At 53.2% G+C, this 15,550-nt stretch carries 18 protein-coding genes; all 18 read left to right on the top strand.

Annotated elements, in window-relative coordinates; translation table 11 throughout:
* Window positions 1–71: 71 nt before the first annotated feature.
* A complete protein-coding gene (gene rplS, locus FED52_RS08655; protein ID WP_015881369.1) occupies window positions 72–425 on the top strand; it encodes a 50S ribosomal protein L19 in 354 nt (117 codons plus the stop codon).
* A gap of 82 nt (window positions 426–507) precedes the next feature.
* The gene (lepB, locus tag FED52_RS08650) at window positions 508–1,050 is read left to right on the top strand and encodes a signal peptidase I (protein WP_138859615.1); all 543 of its coding nucleotides are present in this window, start codon (window positions 508–510) and stop codon (window positions 1,048–1,050) included.
* Window positions 1,051–1,062: 12 nt separating this feature from the next.
* Entirely contained in the window at window positions 1,063–1,923 is an 861-nt protein-coding gene (gene ylqF, locus FED52_RS08645; protein ID WP_138859614.1) for a ribosome biogenesis GTPase YlqF, read from the top strand.
* A 41-nt stretch (window positions 1,924–1,964) separates the two neighbouring features.
* Window positions 1,965–2,717 (top strand): ribonuclease HII, encoded by a 753-nt coding sequence (locus FED52_RS08640; RefSeq protein WP_138859613.1) that lies wholly within the window; start codon window positions 1,965–1,967, stop codon window positions 2,715–2,717.
* Between the two features lie 11 nt (window positions 2,718–2,728).
* Window positions 2,729–3,577 carry a hypothetical protein gene (locus FED52_RS08635; RefSeq protein WP_138859612.1) on the top strand — a complete coding sequence of 283 codons (849 nt, stop codon included), beginning with the start codon at window positions 2,729–2,731 and terminating at the stop codon, window positions 3,575–3,577.
* Window positions 3,574–3,843, top strand: coding sequence for an EscU/YscU/HrcU family type III secretion system export apparatus switch protein (locus tag FED52_RS08630; RefSeq protein WP_138859611.1), 270 nt, complete (start codon window positions 3,574–3,576; stop codon window positions 3,841–3,843). The genes FED52_RS08635 and FED52_RS08630 overlap by 4 nt, the downstream gene beginning before the upstream one ends.
* 111 nt (window positions 3,844–3,954) lie before the next feature.
* Window positions 3,955–5,115 carry an ADP-forming succinate--CoA ligase subunit beta gene (sucC, locus tag FED52_RS08625; protein WP_034777171.1) on the top strand — a complete coding sequence of 387 codons (1,161 nt, stop codon included), beginning with the start codon at window positions 3,955–3,957 and terminating at the stop codon, window positions 5,113–5,115.
* Between the two features lie 12 nt (window positions 5,116–5,127).
* Complete coding sequence (gene sucD, locus FED52_RS08620) at window positions 5,128–6,045, top strand: succinate--CoA ligase subunit alpha (protein ID WP_034777173.1); 918 nt, start codon at window positions 5,128–5,130, stop codon at window positions 6,043–6,045.
* Window positions 6,046–6,100: 55 nt separating this feature from the next.
* Window positions 6,101–6,892 (top strand): DNA-processing protein DprA, encoded by a 792-nt coding sequence (dprA, locus tag FED52_RS08615; protein ID WP_138859610.1) that lies wholly within the window; start codon window positions 6,101–6,103, stop codon window positions 6,890–6,892.
* 66 nt (window positions 6,893–6,958) lie between these two features.
* Window positions 6,959–9,055 (top strand): type I DNA topoisomerase, encoded by a 2,097-nt coding sequence (gene topA / locus FED52_RS08610; protein WP_034777177.1) that lies wholly within the window; start codon window positions 6,959–6,961, stop codon window positions 9,053–9,055.
* A 2-nt stretch (window positions 9,056–9,057) separates the two neighbouring features.
* Entirely contained in the window at window positions 9,058–10,365 is a 1,308-nt protein-coding gene (trmFO, locus tag FED52_RS08605; protein ID WP_034777179.1) for an FADH(2)-oxidizing methylenetetrahydrofolate--tRNA-(uracil(54)-C(5))-methyltransferase TrmFO, read from the top strand.
* 185 nt (window positions 10,366–10,550) lie between these two features.
* Complete coding sequence (locus FED52_RS08600; RefSeq protein ID WP_138859609.1) at window positions 10,551–11,432, top strand: tyrosine-type recombinase/integrase; 882 nt, start codon at window positions 10,551–10,553, stop codon at window positions 11,430–11,432.
* Between the two features lie 11 nt (window positions 11,433–11,443).
* On the top strand, window positions 11,444–11,992 hold the full coding sequence (gene hslV / locus FED52_RS08595; protein WP_034777181.1) for an ATP-dependent protease subunit HslV: 549 nt from the start codon (window positions 11,444–11,446) through the stop codon (window positions 11,990–11,992).
* The gene (hslU, locus tag FED52_RS08590) at window positions 11,989–13,359 is read left to right on the top strand and encodes an ATP-dependent protease ATPase subunit HslU (RefSeq protein WP_138859608.1); all 1,371 of its coding nucleotides are present in this window, start codon (window positions 11,989–11,991) and stop codon (window positions 13,357–13,359) included. The genes hslV and hslU overlap by 4 nt, the downstream gene beginning before the upstream one ends.
* 37 nt (window positions 13,360–13,396) lie before the next feature.
* Window positions 13,397–14,176 (top strand): GTP-sensing pleiotropic transcriptional regulator CodY, encoded by a 780-nt coding sequence (gene codY / locus FED52_RS08585; protein WP_016508279.1) that lies wholly within the window; start codon window positions 13,397–13,399, stop codon window positions 14,174–14,176.
* A gap of 274 nt (window positions 14,177–14,450) precedes the next feature.
* On the top strand, window positions 14,451–14,819 hold the full coding sequence (gene flgB / locus FED52_RS08580) for a flagellar basal body rod protein FlgB (RefSeq protein ID WP_034777185.1): 369 nt from the start codon (window positions 14,451–14,453) through the stop codon (window positions 14,817–14,819).
* 2 nt (window positions 14,820–14,821) lie between these two features.
* Window positions 14,822–15,250: a flagellar basal body rod protein FlgC gene (gene flgC / locus FED52_RS08575; RefSeq protein ID WP_138859607.1), complete on the top strand. Its 429-nt coding sequence runs from the start codon at window positions 14,822–14,824 to the stop codon at window positions 15,248–15,250.
* Window positions 15,251–15,263: 13 nt separating this feature from the next.
* Window positions 15,264–15,548: a flagellar hook-basal body complex protein FliE gene (gene fliE, locus FED52_RS08570; RefSeq protein ID WP_034777189.1), complete on the top strand. Its 285-nt coding sequence runs from the start codon at window positions 15,264–15,266 to the stop codon at window positions 15,546–15,548.
* Window positions 15,549–15,550 lie beyond the last annotated feature (2 nt).

The raw sequence follows: 15,550 nt of genomic DNA, 5'->3' as shown, positions 1-15,550 counted from the left end.
TTACCGATGTTCCGCTGTTGGATGCTTGGGCAGATGAAGATATGAACATTGAAGAAAAAGGAGAACAATTCATGAACACACAAAAACTGTTCCGTGAAATCACAGAAGAACAATTCAAATCGGACGTACCTGCTTTCCGTCCTGGTGACACAGTACGTGTCCACGTTAAAGTCGTAGAGGGAACGCGTGAGCGTATCCAGATCTTCGAAGGCGTTGTCATTAAGCGTAAAGGTGGCGGCATCAGCGAAACATTCACAGTCCGTAAGATTTCTTACGGCGTAGGTGTTGAGCGTGCATTCCCGCTTCACTCACCGCGTGTCGCGCAAATCGAAGTCGTTCGTTACGGTAAAGTCCGTCGTGCGAAACTCTACTACCTCCGCAACCTTCGCGGTAAAGCAGCACGTATTAAAGAAATCCGTCGTTAAGATGGGGATTAAGCTTGTCGCTTGCGACAAGCTTCTTTTTTTCTAGTACAATAAGTTCAAACGGACAGAGGAGTGAGGCAAGTTGAAAGAAGTGTTCAGTTGGCTTAAGGCGATCGTCGTGGCGCTCGTCATCGCGTTCGTGATCCGGACGTTCATCTTTGTACCTGTCATCGTCGAGGGAGAGTCAATGATGCCGACGCTCCAAAATGCCGATCGCATGATCGTTAGCAAAATTTCGAACTACGTCGGTGAGCTCGATCGGGGCGATATTATCGTCTTCCACGCGACGGAATCAAAAGACTATATTAAACGCGTCATCGCCATTCCTGGCGACACGCTCGAATATCGGGACGATACGCTTTACTTGAACGGCGAAGCGGTCGATGAACCGTATTTAGAGGATTTCCAGGCCCAGATGAACGGCTTTCCTCTTACCGAAAACTTCACGCTCGAACAAGTGACGGGCGAAACGGTCGTCCCGGAAGGTTCGTACTTTGTGATGGGTGACAATCGACAAAACTCGAAAGACAGCCGTGAAATCGGCTTTGTCCCGAAAGAGGACGTCGTCGGCAAAACGAACTTCGTGTTCTGGCCGCTCGGCGATTTCGGGACCGTACAAGAATAAGGTGGTGTTTTTTTGGCAATTCAATGGTTCCCTGGCCACATGGCCAAGGCACGAAGACAAGTAACAGAAAAGTTAAAGCTCATCGATGTCGTCATCGAACTCGTCGATGCACGCGTCCCACAATCGAGCCGTAACCCGATGGTCGATGAGATCACAGAAGGCAAACCGCGTCTCATCGTCTTGAATAAAGCCGATATGGCCGATCCCGTCGTCACCGACGCCTGGCTCCGCGCCTTGAAGCGTGACGACGTCGAGGTCGTCGCCGTCGACGCGAAACATAGCAAAGGCTTGAAGCAGCTCATGTCGGGTGCCGAGAAGCTCATGCAAGAGAAGCATGACCGCATGCGTGAGAAAGGCCGGAATCCCGGTCCGATCCGCGCCCTCATCATCGGCATCCCGAACGTCGGGAAATCGACGCTCATCAACCGCCTCGCTGGACGCAATATCGCTGTCACTGGCGACCGTCCGGGTGTCACGAAGCGTCAGCAATGGATCAAGATGAAAGGCGGCGAGATGGAATTGCTCGATACGCCGGGGATTCTATGGCCGAAGTTCGAGGACCAGATGGTCGGTTATCGCTTGGCGGCGACCGGTGCCATCAAGGACGATATTTTGAACCTTGATGATATCGCGCTCTATGCGGCCCGTGAGCTATCGGCCCGCTATCCGGAACAGGTGAAAGAGCGATTCAAAATCGATCAACTGCCGGAAGACGCCGTCGAACTGCTCGAATTGATCGGGAAGAAACGTGGACTCGTCAGCGGCGGCTACGTCGATTTCGAGAAGGCGAGCGAATTACTATTGAACGAACTACGTCATGAGAAAATCGGACGGGTCTCTCTTGAGACACCGGCCGACCATGACATGGCGTGAAGTCCTGTGCAAACAGGGCTTTTTTGAATAGGAGGAACAGCATGACGATTCAAGCGATTAAACAACGGCTACAGACGGTCCGATATGAAGAGTGGGAAGCAGTCCGGGCCGAACTGAAGGATGACCCGCGCGCAGGCGTCCAGACGTTGCTCAGGCAGCGTGAGCGCCAGTTCAAGGTCGAACGTGAGCGCCAGGACGATTATGCGGCCCGGAGCGTGTTCGAGGACGAGTTGAAGGCAAACGGTTATGTCCGCATCGGTGGCGTCGATGAGGTCGGTCGAGGACCGCTCGCCGGTCCGGTCGTCGCCGCGGCCGTCATCTTGCCGGAAGGATTTTATCATCCGGGCTTGAACGACTCGAAACTGATGTCGCCATCAGCACGTGAAGTCGCGTATCGGGCCCTCATGGACGAGGCCATGGTCGGCGTCGGCATCGTCGACGCCGACGTGATTGACCGCGTCAACATTTACGAGGCGACGAAACTCGCGATGATGGAGGCGGTCCGGCAACTCGGTGAAGTCGATGCGCTCTTGATTGACGCGATGACGCTCGAGCTCGACATCCCGCAACAATCGCTCATCAAAGGCGACGCCCGGAGCGTATCGATCGCGGCGGCGAGCGTCGTCGCCAAAGTCGTCCGTGACAACATGATGGAAGACTACGCCGTCCTCTATCCCGGCTACGGTTTCGAACAGAACGCCGGTTACGGGACGAAAGCGCACTTGGCCGGACTAGCGGAACATGGGATCACGCCAATCCACCGAAAATCGTTCGCGCCGATTAAACATATGTAGGAGGGGTCATCATGCGGATCGATCATCAAGGCGTCATGCCGTTCAAGGTCACGGAACAGAATTCGCGGCAATTGCTCATCGGCAATACGGTCGTCGGTCGGGTGCTCCAGCTGCTGCCGGGCGGCGAGGCGGTCATGCAACTGCCGCAAGGCTTGTTCCGGGTCGGGGTGAACGCTGACGTCAAAGAGAATGTTACGTACAAGATGGTCGTCACCGAGCTCGAACCAAAGCTCGTCTTGAAAGTCGTGCCGCAACAAGCAGAAGCCCTTGCGCAAGCCGCACGGTCCCCGCTCGCCCTTTTAAGTTCGGAACTCGGTCGGCTCGCCCGTCAGCCGCTCGACACGCCTGAATCGCTTCAGGCGCAAGGGCGTCAACTGCTCGAGAGCGGAGCCGGGTCGGATGTGAAGCAACTCATCGGCGAGTTGTTCAAAGCGAAAGGGGACCCGAAGTTCGAGCAGTTCGTCCGGGCTCAGGAGACGTTCAATGCCCTTCAGACGCCGCCATACGTCGCTCAAGCATTTCACATACCGCAATTAGGACCGTTTGAACAAGTCCGATTCCGCCTCGAGGCGCCGAAGGGCGAGATGATTGACGCCGACCACGCACGCATCGTCCTATTTTTGGAGACACCGAAGTTTGGAGAGACGGGTATCGATCTGCTCGTCCAAAAGCGACACGTCACGATCAAAGTGTTCAATGAACGGCACGATTTGAGCCCGTTCGTCAACGCTTATGAGCCGTCGCTCAGCAAGGCGCTTGAAGCGAGCGGCTATGAACTGTCCCGCTTCTCGTTCGAAGAAAAGCGGGAATCCGTGCCAGACACGTTCGCCCCGCTCGGAAAGGTGGACCAACGCATATGACGGACCGTAAGCAAGCGATCGCCTTGTCCTACGAGCAATCGATGGATGCCCCGCGTGTCGTCGCCAAAGGGGGCGGACTCGTCGCCGAGCGCATGCTCGCGCTCGCGCAGGAGAACGGGGTCCCGATCCATGAGGACCCGGCGCTATTGTCACTATTGTCCGCTTTACAGATTGAGGAGCATATCCCGGACGACCTTTATCAGGTCATCGCCGAGCTTTTCGTGTTTCTTTATCAGATGGAACAAGGAAAAATCGAAGATGTCTAGGGGTAGATATGAAAAAAAGATGAAAACTTAAAGCAAGAACGATAGACAGCGCTTTCAGTTTTTCGTTACAATAGACGTGCCGATATTAAAGGGGACTAAGGGGGAAACGAAATGAATATCCATGAGTATCAGGCGAAAGAATTGCTTCGTGCGTTCGGAGTGGCCGTACCTACGGGCTATCCGGCGTTTAGTGTTGAAGAAGCAGTTACAGCCGCTGCCAAGCTAGACGGTGAACTAAAAGTTGTCAAAGCCCAGATCCACGCAGGGGGCCGCGGGAAAGCCGGCGGTGTCAAACTTGCGAAGACGGATGAGGAAGTCAAACAGTATGCGTCAGAGATTCTCGGCAAGACGCTCGTCACGCACCAGACTGGACCTGAAGGAAAAGTCGTGCAACGCCTTTACATCGAAGAAGGATCTGCGATTGATCAAGAATTCTACTTAGGACTTGTGCTTGACCGTTCGATCGGCCGAATTGTCATCATGGGTTCATCAGAAGGCGGTATGGACATCGAAGAAGTCGCTGAACATACGCCAGAAAAAATTCATAAAGAAGTCGTCGACCCGGTCGTCGGACTCCGTCCGTTCCAAGCGCGCCGTCTTGCCTTCAAGATGGAAGTGCCGACCAAGCTCGTCAACAAGTTCAGTGACATGGTCATGAAACTGTACAAAGTGTATGTCGAGACGGATTGCACGATCGCAGAGATCAACCCGCTCGTCACGACGAAAGACGGAAACGTCATCGCCCTCGATGCGAAGCTCAACTTCGACAGCAACGCGCTCTATCGTCATACAGACATCGTCGATCTTCGTGACACGACGGAAGAAGACCCGCGTGAAGTCGAGGCGTCGAAACACGACCTCAGCTATATCGCGCTCGATGGAAATATCGGTTGCCTCGTCAACGGAGCCGGTCTCGCTATGGCGACGATGGATATCATCAAGCACTACGGCGCCGAACCCGCTAACTTCCTCGATGTAGGTGGCGGTGCGACGAAAGAAAAAGTAACGGAAGCGTTCAAATTGATTTTGTCAGACGACCAAGTCAAAGGCATTTTCGTCAACATCTTCGGTGGCATCATGAAATGTGACATCATCGCTGAAGGTATCGTCGCGGCGACGAAAGAAATCGGTCTCGATTTACCACTCGTCGTCCGTTTAGAAGGCACGAACGTGGATGCGGGACGACGCATTCTCGATGAATCTGGACTTGCGATCACTTCGGCGAGCTCGATGGCTGACGGTGCAGAAAAAATCGCGGCACTCGTTCGATAAGGGGGAAACGACATGAGTATTTGGGCGAATCAAGATACAAAAGTGATCATTCAAGGGATCACGGGGAAACAAGGTCTGTTCCACGGCGAACAGATGCTGGCTTATAACACAAAATTGGTCGGAGGCGTGACACCTGGAAAAGGTGGCACGACCGTACTTGACGGCGTACCAGTCTTCAACACGGTGTCAGAGGCCGTCGAAGCAACGGGCGCGAACGCATCGATCATCTACGTACCACCGGCCTTCGCAGCCGATTCAATCATGGAAGCGGCCGATAGCGGGATTGAACTGATCATCTGTATCACAGAAGGCATCCCGGTCATCGACATGATTCAAGTGAAACGTTACCTCGAGGACAAACCGGCCCGTCTCATCGGACCGAACTGCCCGGGAATCATTACGCCAGGGGAAGCAAAACTTGGCATCATGCCAGGCTATATCCATACGAAAGGCCACGTCGGTATCGTCTCGCGTTCAGGGACGCTCACGTACGAGGCGGTCCATCAGTTGACGACGGCCGGGATTGGACAATCGACAGCGGTCGGAATCGGTGGAGACCCGGTCAATGGGACGAACTTCATCGATACGCTCCAAGCGTTCAACGAAGATGAGGACACGAAAGCGGTCATCATGATCGGTGAAATCGGTGGAACGGCCGAAGAAGAAGCCGCCGAGTGGGTGAAGGCGAACATGACGAAGCCAGTCATCGGCTTCATCGGCGGTCAAACCGCTCCTGAAGGGAAACGGATGGGCCATGCGGGCGCCATCATCTCAGGCGGAAAAGGAACGGCCGCCGAGAAAATCAAGACGTTGAATGCCAACGGAATCGAAGTCGCCGAGACGCCTGCCGTCATCGGAGAGACGCTCATCCGGGTGTTGAAGCAAGAAGGATTGTATGAAGCTTGCGTGACGGGTCAACCGACCACGTAAACCATTCGGAAATGAGGGATGCGCGCCATCCCTCATTTTTTTAGAGGTGATTGTGATGAATCAAACAATCGCTCGATTCGCGGCTGAACGGCTGCCTGTCGAGTTCGTCCATCATTACTTATCGCATCCGGGTTCGAGCACTCGTCCCTTCCATCCGAACGTCTGGAACAAAGCAAAACGGGCGCTTCGTTCAACGGTCACGTACGACCGTTTTTTGACGTGGGAAGACGACGCGTTCCCGCGCGCGTTGCTCGACATTCCGAACCCTCCGTATTGTTTGTTTTACCGAGGCGATTTAGAGGTACTACAACAACAAACGACTGCTTTGGTCGGAAGCCGTGAATTGAATCGCATCAGCCATCGTCTCGTCGAGCATTTCTACCCTTTAATAGAAGAAACTGTCTCGGTATCGGGCGGTGCGCTCGGCATCGATGGTCTCGTCCATGAGTTGGCACTCCAGCATAACCGTCCGACGATTGCTGTCCTCGGAGCGGGCTTTTCACACATGTATCCTCAAGCGCATGCGCCGCTGTTCGAACGAATTTCGAGACACGGGTTACTCCTCACCGAATATCCACCGGAAACACCTGTCAAAAAATTTCAATTTTTAGAACGTAATCGTCTCGTCAGCGGACTCGGCGATCAGCTCGTCGTCATTCAGGCCCGTCAGAAGAGCGGGACGATGAATACGGTCGGACATGCGCTTGAGCAAGGAAAGACGGTGTTTGCGGTACCTGGAAGCCCGCTTGATTCGCTCGCGGCAGGTCCGAATCGATTGATTGAGGACGGGGCGATTCCATTGACGACTTCCGACCAAATTCTAATGCGTTCAAGGATTGGACGTTGACAAACGAGCGACAACATGAATATTATGGTAGGGATTTAAAACGACCTCTAAAAGGGGAGCAGATGTATGGCAAAATATTTGGTGATCGTCGAATCACCGGCGAAAGCAAAGACTATTAAACGTTATTTAGGATCGAATTACACGGTCAAAGCGTCAATGGGTCACGTCATCGATTTACCGAAAAGTCAACTCGGTGTCGACGTGGAACATGACTTTGAACCGAAGTACATTACGATTCGTGGAAAAGGCCCAGTTTTGAAAGAATTGAAGACGGCAGCCAAAAAAGCGACGAAAATCTTTCTCGCGGCTGACCCGGATCGCGAAGGGGAAGCGATCGCCTGGCATCTAGCGCGTGCCCTTGGTGTCGACGAAACGACAGAATGTCGGGTCGTCTTTAACGAGATCACGAAAGATGCGATCAAGGAGTCATTCAAGCACCCACGTAAAATCAATCACGATCTCGTCGACGCCCAACAAGCGCGGCGAATTTTGGATCGTCTCGTCGGATACGGGATGAGCCCATTATTATGGAAGAAAGTCAAAAAAGGCTTATCGGCCGGACGTGTCCAATCAGTGGCCGTCAAAATGATCATCGACCGGGAGCGGGAGATCAACGCCTTCGACCCAGAAGAGTATTGGACGATCAAACTCATGCTCAACCATGAAGGCGAATTGTTCGAGACATCGTTTTATGGGAAAGACGGGAAGAAACTGGAGCTCAAGAGCGAGGCAGACGCCGACGCTGTGCTCAACGCGATCGACGACTCGTTCAAAGTCATCGATGTCACGAAGAAAGAGCGGAAGCGGAACGCCTCGCTCCCGTTTACGACAAGTTCGCTCCAACAGGATGCGGCCCGTAAGCTCAACTTCCGTGCCAAGAAAACGATGATGCTCGCGCAACAGCTTTACGAAGGGATCGACCTCGGTAAGAAAGAAGGTACCGTCGGTTTGATCACGTATATGCGTACCGATTCGACACGGATCTCAGATTTGGCGAAAGAAGAAGCGAAATCGTATATCGAGTCCACGTTCGGTGAAGAGTATGTCGCATTGCAGAAACAAAAAGAGAAGAAGGCGGCAAACGCCCAGGATGCCCACGAAGCGATTCGTCCGACGTCGGCGTTACGTGACCCGGCCTCGGTCAAAGCATACCTGTCACGCGATCAGCTCCGACTGTACAAGTTGATTTGGGAACGTCTCGTGGCGAGCCAAATGGCGCCGGCTATCCTCGACACGGTAAAAATCGACGTCGAATCGAACGGCATGATTTTCCGTGCCAACGGGTCGACCGTCAAATTCCCAGGTTTCATGAAAGTGTATATCGAATCGAAAGATGATGATATCGAAGATACGAATCCAGAAAAAGAAGGGTTGCTCCCACCGCTCGAAGTCGACGACCTCGTCAAGTTCGACACGATCGAGCCGAAACAGCACTTCACCCAACCGCCGCCGCGCTATAGTGAGGCACGGCTCGTCCGGGCGATGGAAGAGCTCGGGATTGGTCGTCCGTCGACATATGCACCGACGCTCGACACGATTCAAAAACGTGGTTACGTCGTCCTCGAAGAGAAGAAGTTCGTCCCGACGGAGCTCGGTGAACTTGTCATCGAGATGATTGACGAGTATTTCAACGATTTCATCACCGTACAGTTCACGGCCGACATGGAGACGCTCCTCGACTCGATCGAGAACGAGGAAGTCCAATGGACAGACGTCGTTGCCCCAATCTATCGCAGTTTCGAAAAACGCTTGAAACGGGCCGAGGCCGAGATCGAGAAGATCGAAGTGAAAGATGAACCGGCTGGCATCGACTGTGAAGTATGCGGTGCGCCGATGGTCATCAAAATGGGCCGCTACGGTAAATTTATGGCGTGCTCGAACTTCCCGAACTGTACGAACACGAAACCGGTACAAGTCGAGATCGGCGTCCCATGTCCGAGCTGCAAAGACGGACAAGTCGTCGAACGACGCAGTAAAAAAGGTCGTCTGTTCTACGGCTGCTCGAACTATCCAGACTGTGAGTTCGTTTCATGGGACAAACCGGTCGCGAAACCGTGTCCGGAATGTGGTAAGATGATGGTCGAGAAAAAAATCAAAGACGGCGTGAAATATCAATGTACGAACTGTACCCATGCCGAGGTACATCAGTTAGAGGAGGATTAACTTTGCAGCAACGTGTAACTGTGATCGGAGCGGGCCTCGCCGGCTCCGAGGCGGCTTGGCAACTCGCGAAGCGCGGGATTCAAGTCGATTTGTATGAAATGAGACCGGTGCGAAAGACGCCGGCACACCATACGGACCAATTCGCGGAATTGGTCTGCTCGAACTCGCTCCGGGCGAACGGGCTCCAAAATGCGGTCGGTGTCTTGAAGGAAGAGATGCGTACGCTCGACTCGCTCATCTTGAAAGCGGCGGATACGGCGAGCGTACCGGCCGGCGGCGCTCTCGCCGTCGACCGTCACGACTTCGCAGGATTCGTGACCGACACGTTGAAAAACCATCCGAACGTGACCGTGCACAACGAAGAGATCACGGCGATTCCGGACGGGATCGTCATCATGGCGACCGGGCCGCTCACATCGCCTGATCTTTCGGCTTCGCTCAAAGCGTTCACTGGTGAAGACTATTTGTACTTCTACGACGCAGCCGCTCCAATCCTGGACGGCGAGACGATCGACCGGGACAAGGTTTACTTGAAGTCACGTTACGATAAGGGCGAAGCGGCCTACCTCAACTGTCCGATGACGGAAGAGGAGTTCGACTTGTTCTATGACGAACTCGTCAAAGCCGAAGTCGTCCCGCTCAAAGAGTTCGAGAAAGAGATTTACTTCGAAGGCTGCATGCCGTTTGAAGTACTCGCCCAACGCGGCAAGAAGACGCTCTTGTTCGGACCGATGAAGCCGGTCGGCCTCGAAGATCCGAAGACGGGCAAACGTCCGCATGCGGTCGTGCAATTGCGGCAAGATAACTCGGCCGGGACGCTCTTCAACTTGGTCGGTTTCCAGACGCACCTGAAGTGGGGCGAACAGAAACGAATCATTCAATTGATTCCAGGTCTTGAGAACGCCGAGATCGTGCGTTACGGTGTCATGCACCGGAACACGTTCATCAACTCACCGAGCCTCTTGAAACCGACGTATCAGGCCCGCACACGCGACACGTTGTTCTTTGCCGGCCAGATGACCGGTGTCGAAGGGTATGTCGAGTCGGCGGCCTCCGGTCTCCTCGCCGGGATCAACGCGGCGAAGCTGATCGCTGGGGAAGAGCTCGTCGTCCTCCCACGTGAGACGATGCTCGGTTCGATGGCGCACTACATCACGACAACGGACGGGAAACACTTCCAACCGATGAACGCGAACTTCGGTCTCGTGCCGTCGCTTGAAGATGCTCCGAAGAAGATGAAGAAACAAGAACGTTACGAGCGTTACGCGAACCGTGCCCTCGAAACGATTCAACAGTATAAAGAGATTTAAGGGAAAGGAGCCATTTTTGGCTCCTTTTTGATGAATCTAAATTTCAATTGTGTAATTTGTACAACACTTTGAAAATTTTCAGATTATTGAAGAGGTATCTATTGTCACCTCTGACTGTGTATGCTATGCTAATTTCGATTTGACGGGAACATGCGTTTTTAAGCTGAAAACGAGGAGGCGAGAGGATGAGATTCGTTGACGATCAACAATCGTTTTTGCGCTATTGCCAAGTCGAACGCCGACTGTCTCCTCATACAAAACGCTCTTACGAGCAGACGCTCGACCAGTACGCCGTTTATTGCCAATCGACACATCAAGATCCTTATGATGTGCAGTCGGCGCGGCGTTATTTATATGCTCTTTATGAGGCAGACACCGCCACGACGACGGTCGCCCAAAAAGTATCGTGTCTCAAACAATTCGGGAAATTTGTGGCACGTGAAACGGACGGTGAACCGTTGTTTCATGGTTTGACGTCACCGAAACGGCGAAAGACGCTACCGACGTTCGCTGTGCCGAGCGAGGTCGAACAGCTTTTGAAGGCAGCCGAAGGGCAAGACGACCCATTCCTACGGGCACGTGATGTCGCGATTGTCGAGATGTTGTACGGGACAGGCATGCGTGTCGCCGAGTTGTGCGGCATGGACGTGTCGTCTTACGATGCGGGCCTCGCGTTTGTCCATGTCGTTGGGAAAGGGAAGAAAGAACGTTACATCCCAATCGGACAGTTCGCCATCACGGCGCTCGACCGTTACTTAGACATGCGGCAAACGTGCGCGACGACTCAGGAAACGGCATTATTTCTCAGTCAAAAAGGGAATCGGGTGACAACGGACCAAATTCGCTACGTTATGAAGCGACTCCGGAAGCTGGGAGGCCTTCACAAGCCGTTGACGCCACACTCACTCCGTCACAGTTTTGCGACGGACCTGCTCGAGCGCGGGGCGGACCTTCGCGCCGTCCAGGAACTGCTCGGACACGAGTCGCTCTCCACGACCGGACGTTATACCCACGTCTCGACCGAGCGTCTGCGAGCGGTCTATCAAGCTACACATCCGAGAAAGTAGGAGGTCATCAGATGTTTCATGCAACCACGATTTTCGCGGTCCACCATAACGGACACGGCGCGATGAGCGGAGACGGACAAGTCACGTTCGGGAACGCCGTCATCATGAAAAACAAGGCCAAAAAAGTCCGACGTCTTTATGGCGGCAAAGTCGTCGCCGGATTCGCCGGCAGCGTCGCCGACGCGTTCACCCTTTTCGAAAAGTTTGAATCGAAACTTGAGATGTATAACGGAAACTTGCCGCGTGCGGCCGTCGAGTTGGCCAAGGAGTGGCGTGGGGATAAGATGCTCCGCCAACTTGAGGCGTTGTTGATCGTCATGGACAGCGATCACTTATTGCTCGTGTCTGGGAACGGGGAAGTGATTGAACCGGACGACGGCATCTTGGCCATCGGTTCGGGCGGAAACTACGCCCTCGCCGCCGGACGTGCCCTCGTGCGGCATTCGCCGGAGAAAACAGCAGAAGACATAGCCCGTGCCGCTCTCGAGATTGCCGGGGAGCTGTGCGTCTACACGAACGACCAAGTCATCGTAGAAACGATCGGAGGCGATTCTGAATGAAACGTGAACTGACACCCCGCCAAATCGTAGCGGAGTTAGACCGCTTCGTCATCGGACAGAAAGATGCGAAGCGCGCGGTCGCGATCGCGCTCCGCAATCGCTATCGGCGTCAAAAACTGAGCGCCGACTTGCGCGATGAAGTGACACCGAAGAATATCTTGATGATCGGACCGACCGGTGTCGGGAAAACGGAGATTGCGCGACGGTTGGCCAAACTCGTCGGGGCACCGTTCGTCAAAGTCGAAGCGACGAAGTTCACGGAAGTCGGTTATGTCGGCCGTGACGTCGAGTCGATGGTTCGCGACCTCGTCGAAGATTCGGTCCGTCTCGTGAAGGAAGAGAAGAAAGAGGGCGTGAAAGAACAAGCCGAGGTCGCAGCGACCGAACGCATCCTCGACGCCCTGCAAGGGAAAGCCAAGGTCGAGCCGACCGCATCCAATCCGTTTGAGGCGCTGTTCGGGGGTCAAGGTCAAAAGACCGAGGAACCGACGAGCACACAGTCGTCCGATCGCGCGCAACTGCGCCGCCTGCTTGAACTCGGTGAGCTCGAAGAACGGTTGATTGAGGTCAACCTCGAAGAAAAACAGACCGTCGACTTGTTCCAAGGACAAGGCATGGAAGGGTTATCGAATCTCCAAGACATGCTCGGTCAAATCGTGCCGAAAAAACGGAAAAAGCGCAAACTGCCAGTCCGTGAAGCACGACCGCTCATCATCGCTGAAGAAGCGGAGAACTTGCTCGACATGAACGAGGTTCATGACGAGGCCGTCCGCCGCAGTGAACAGATGGGGATCATCTTCGTCGATGAGATCGACAAGATTGCGACGAAGTCGCAAGATCACGCCGGTGTCTCGCGGGAAGGGGTCCAACGTGACATTCTCCCAATCGTCGAAGGGTCGACCGTCGTGACGAAGTATGGCCCGGTCAAGACGGACCACGTGCTGTTTATCGCCGCCGGCGCATTCCATATGGCCAAACCGTCCGATTTGATTCCTGAACTTCAAGGTCGGTTCCCGATTCGCGTCGAATTGGGCAGCTTGACCGAAGAAGACTTCGTCAAGATCTTGACCGAGCCGTCCCAGGCACTCATTAAGCAGTACACCGCTCTTCTCGAGTCTGAGGAGATCAGTGTCGAGTTCACGCATTCGGCCATCGAAGAGATTGCTCGTATCGCCACGCACGTCAACCGAGAGACGGACGACATCGGTGCCCGCCGCTTGTACACGATCATGGAGCGCGTGCTCGAGGACTTGTCGTTCGAGGCGGCCGATATGCCACAGACACACGTTCAAATCACACCGGCTTATGTGAAAGAAAAAGTCGGATCGATCGCGGAAGATCGAGACTTGAGCCAATTTATACTATAAGATTCTGTATGCACATACAGGGAGGAAAATAAGAATTATGAACTTACTAGACAAAACACGCCAATTGAACACGATGCTTCAACAAGAGGCAAGCGCGCACGTTGATTTTAAAGAAATGGCGGACAAAATGCGCGAAGTACTCGAAGCGAATACGTTCATCGTGAGCCGTCGCGGCCGCTTGCTCGGTTTCGCGATCAAACAACAGATCGAGAACGAACGGATGAAGGCGTTTTTAGTCGACCGCCAATTCCCGGAGCCTTATGCCTCGAACTTGTTCAACGTGAAGGAGACGACAGAAAACATCGGCATTGACAGTGAATATACAGCCTTCCCGGTCGAGAACCGTGAACTGTTCCTCGACTCGATGACGACGATCGTCCCAATCATCGGAGGCGGCGAACGTCTCGGGACACTCGTACTCGGTCGTCTCAACAATGAGTTCACGGAAGACGACCTCGTCTTGGCAGAATATAGCGCGACGGTCGTCGGAATGGAGATTCTGCGTGAGAAAGCGGCTGAAGCCGAGGCGTCGGCCCGTAAGAAGGCGGTCGTTCAAATGGCGATCAACTCGCTCTCTTATTCAGAGCTCGAAGCGATCGAACATATCTTCGAGGAGCTCGGTGGAAACGAAGGGCTGTTAGTTGCTTCCAAAATTGCCGATAGAGTGGGAATCACACGTTCGGTCATCGTCAATGCGCTCCGCAAATTGGAAAGCGCAGGCGTCATCGAATCACGTTCGCTTGGTATGAAAGGAACGTATATTAAGATACTAAATGACAACTTCTTGTTCGAATTGCAAAAATTGAAATCGAATTGAAATAAAGACAATTCAGTATATGAATTATAGGAAAGTCTATTGAATCAGGACTTTCGGCTTATAAAGTCGCTTCCGATACGTCGGGGGCGACTTTTTTTAGTGCAAAAGTAATTATTTTCAGAATTAGTCATATATTCGACAAAAAAAGAAGATAGAATTTACCTGTTTTTAAAAAAATATCTTTCAACACTGTTACAGATTTGTTTCAATGTAATAGTAGATTTTCCAAATAAGGTATATACATGCATTCTTTTGGTGAAAGTGAGTGAAACGCATGAATTGGATCGGCACCGACTATCAATTAATGAAGCAAGCGATCAATCATTCGGTCGTAAATCAGAAGGTCATCAGCCATAACCTGTCAAATATCGATACCCCGAACTTCCGGGCGAAACAAGCCGTGTTCGAACAGACGTTGAACAACGAGATGCGTCTCAAATTGGCGGGTGGACGTCCGAGCGAGCGAGCGGCAACGACAATCACGGACCGGGCCGGAGGAGCGATGCGAAGTGACGGGAACAACGTCGACCTCGACTATGAAATGAGCGAGTTGGCCCGGAACCAACTTCAATACGAAGCGATGATGGAACAATTGAACCGCCGGCTCGGCGGACTCAAGACCGTCATTAGAGGAGGACGTTAACGATGGGGATGTTTGATAGTTTTCATATCTCGGCGACGGCATTGACGTCACAGCGGCTTCGGATGGACACGGTATCCGCAAACATCGCGAACGCCCAGACGACAAGAGGCAAACTCGTCGACGGAGAGTGGCAACCGTACACGCGGAAAATGACCGTCTTGCAGGAAGCACCGTTTCGACAACAGTTGTCCGCCGTCAGCGGCGGCGTCGAAGTATCACAAATCATGGAAGATGAAAGCCCGTATAAGCTCGTCTATGACCCGAGCCATCCAGATTCGGATGACCGCGGCTACGTTCAAATGCCGAACGTCGACCTGTTGAAAGAAATGGTCGATTTGATGGGGGCGACCCGGTCATACGAGGCAAACATCGCTGCAATGAACGCCACGAAAGCGATGCTCGTCAAAGCGATGGAAATCGGTAAAGGATAAGGAGTGACAAACGATGCAAATTAACCCGATACAGTTGATCGGTACACAACCGACCGTCACGCCGACGGTAAAAGAGACACCGTCTCAGTTCGGTACGTATTTGAACGAGGCGATGCGCTCGTTGAACGATGTCCAACAAGCGACGAGTTCAGCCCGGGCCGACCTTGCTGTCGGCAAAGCAGATTTACATCAAGTCATGATTCAAAGTGAAGAGTCGTCGATTGCGATGCAACTCGCCATTGAGGTGCGAAACAAAGCGGTCGAGGCCTATCAAGAAATGATGCGAATGCAAGTTTAATG

The organism is Exiguobacterium mexicanum (assembly GCF_005960665.1).
Lineage (GTDB): Bacteria > Bacillota > Bacilli > Exiguobacteriales > Exiguobacteriaceae > Exiguobacterium > Exiguobacterium mexicanum_A.
This window is presented reverse-complemented; position numbering and strand designations above follow the sequence as displayed.

Coding starts and splice junctions, on each gene's coding strand:
- dprA (WP_138859610.1), top strand. CDS start 6,101: ATGAATCAAACAATCGCTCGATTCGCGGCTGAACGGCTGCCTGTCGAG.
- rplS (WP_015881369.1), top strand. CDS start 72: ATGAACACACAAAAACTGTTCCGTGAAATCACAGAAGAACAATTCAAA.
- flgB (WP_034777185.1), top strand. CDS start 14,451: ATGAATTGGATCGGCACCGACTATCAATTAATGAAGCAAGCGATCAAT.
- FED52_RS08600 (WP_138859609.1), top strand. CDS start 10,551: ATGAGATTCGTTGACGATCAACAATCGTTTTTGCGCTATTGCCAAGTC.
- sucD (WP_034777173.1), top strand. CDS start 5,128: ATGAGTATTTGGGCGAATCAAGATACAAAAGTGATCATTCAAGGGATC.
- hslV (WP_034777181.1), top strand. CDS start 11,444: ATGTTTCATGCAACCACGATTTTCGCGGTCCACCATAACGGACACGGC.
- FED52_RS08640 (WP_138859613.1), top strand. CDS start 1,965: ATGACGATTCAAGCGATTAAACAACGGCTACAGACGGTCCGATATGAA.
- codY (WP_016508279.1), top strand. CDS start 13,397: ATGAACTTACTAGACAAAACACGCCAATTGAACACGATGCTTCAACAA.
- flgC (WP_138859607.1), top strand. CDS start 14,822: ATGGGGATGTTTGATAGTTTTCATATCTCGGCGACGGCATTGACGTCA.
- FED52_RS08630 (WP_138859611.1), top strand. CDS start 3,574: ATGACGGACCGTAAGCAAGCGATCGCCTTGTCCTACGAGCAATCGATG.
- FED52_RS08635 (WP_138859612.1), top strand. CDS start 2,729: ATGCGGATCGATCATCAAGGCGTCATGCCGTTCAAGGTCACGGAACAG.
- hslU (WP_138859608.1), top strand. CDS start 11,989: ATGAAACGTGAACTGACACCCCGCCAAATCGTAGCGGAGTTAGACCGC.
- sucC (WP_034777171.1), top strand. CDS start 3,955: ATGAATATCCATGAGTATCAGGCGAAAGAATTGCTTCGTGCGTTCGGA.
- fliE (WP_034777189.1), top strand. CDS start 15,264: ATGCAAATTAACCCGATACAGTTGATCGGTACACAACCGACCGTCACG.
- topA (WP_034777177.1), top strand. CDS start 6,959: ATGGCAAAATATTTGGTGATCGTCGAATCACCGGCGAAAGCAAAGACT.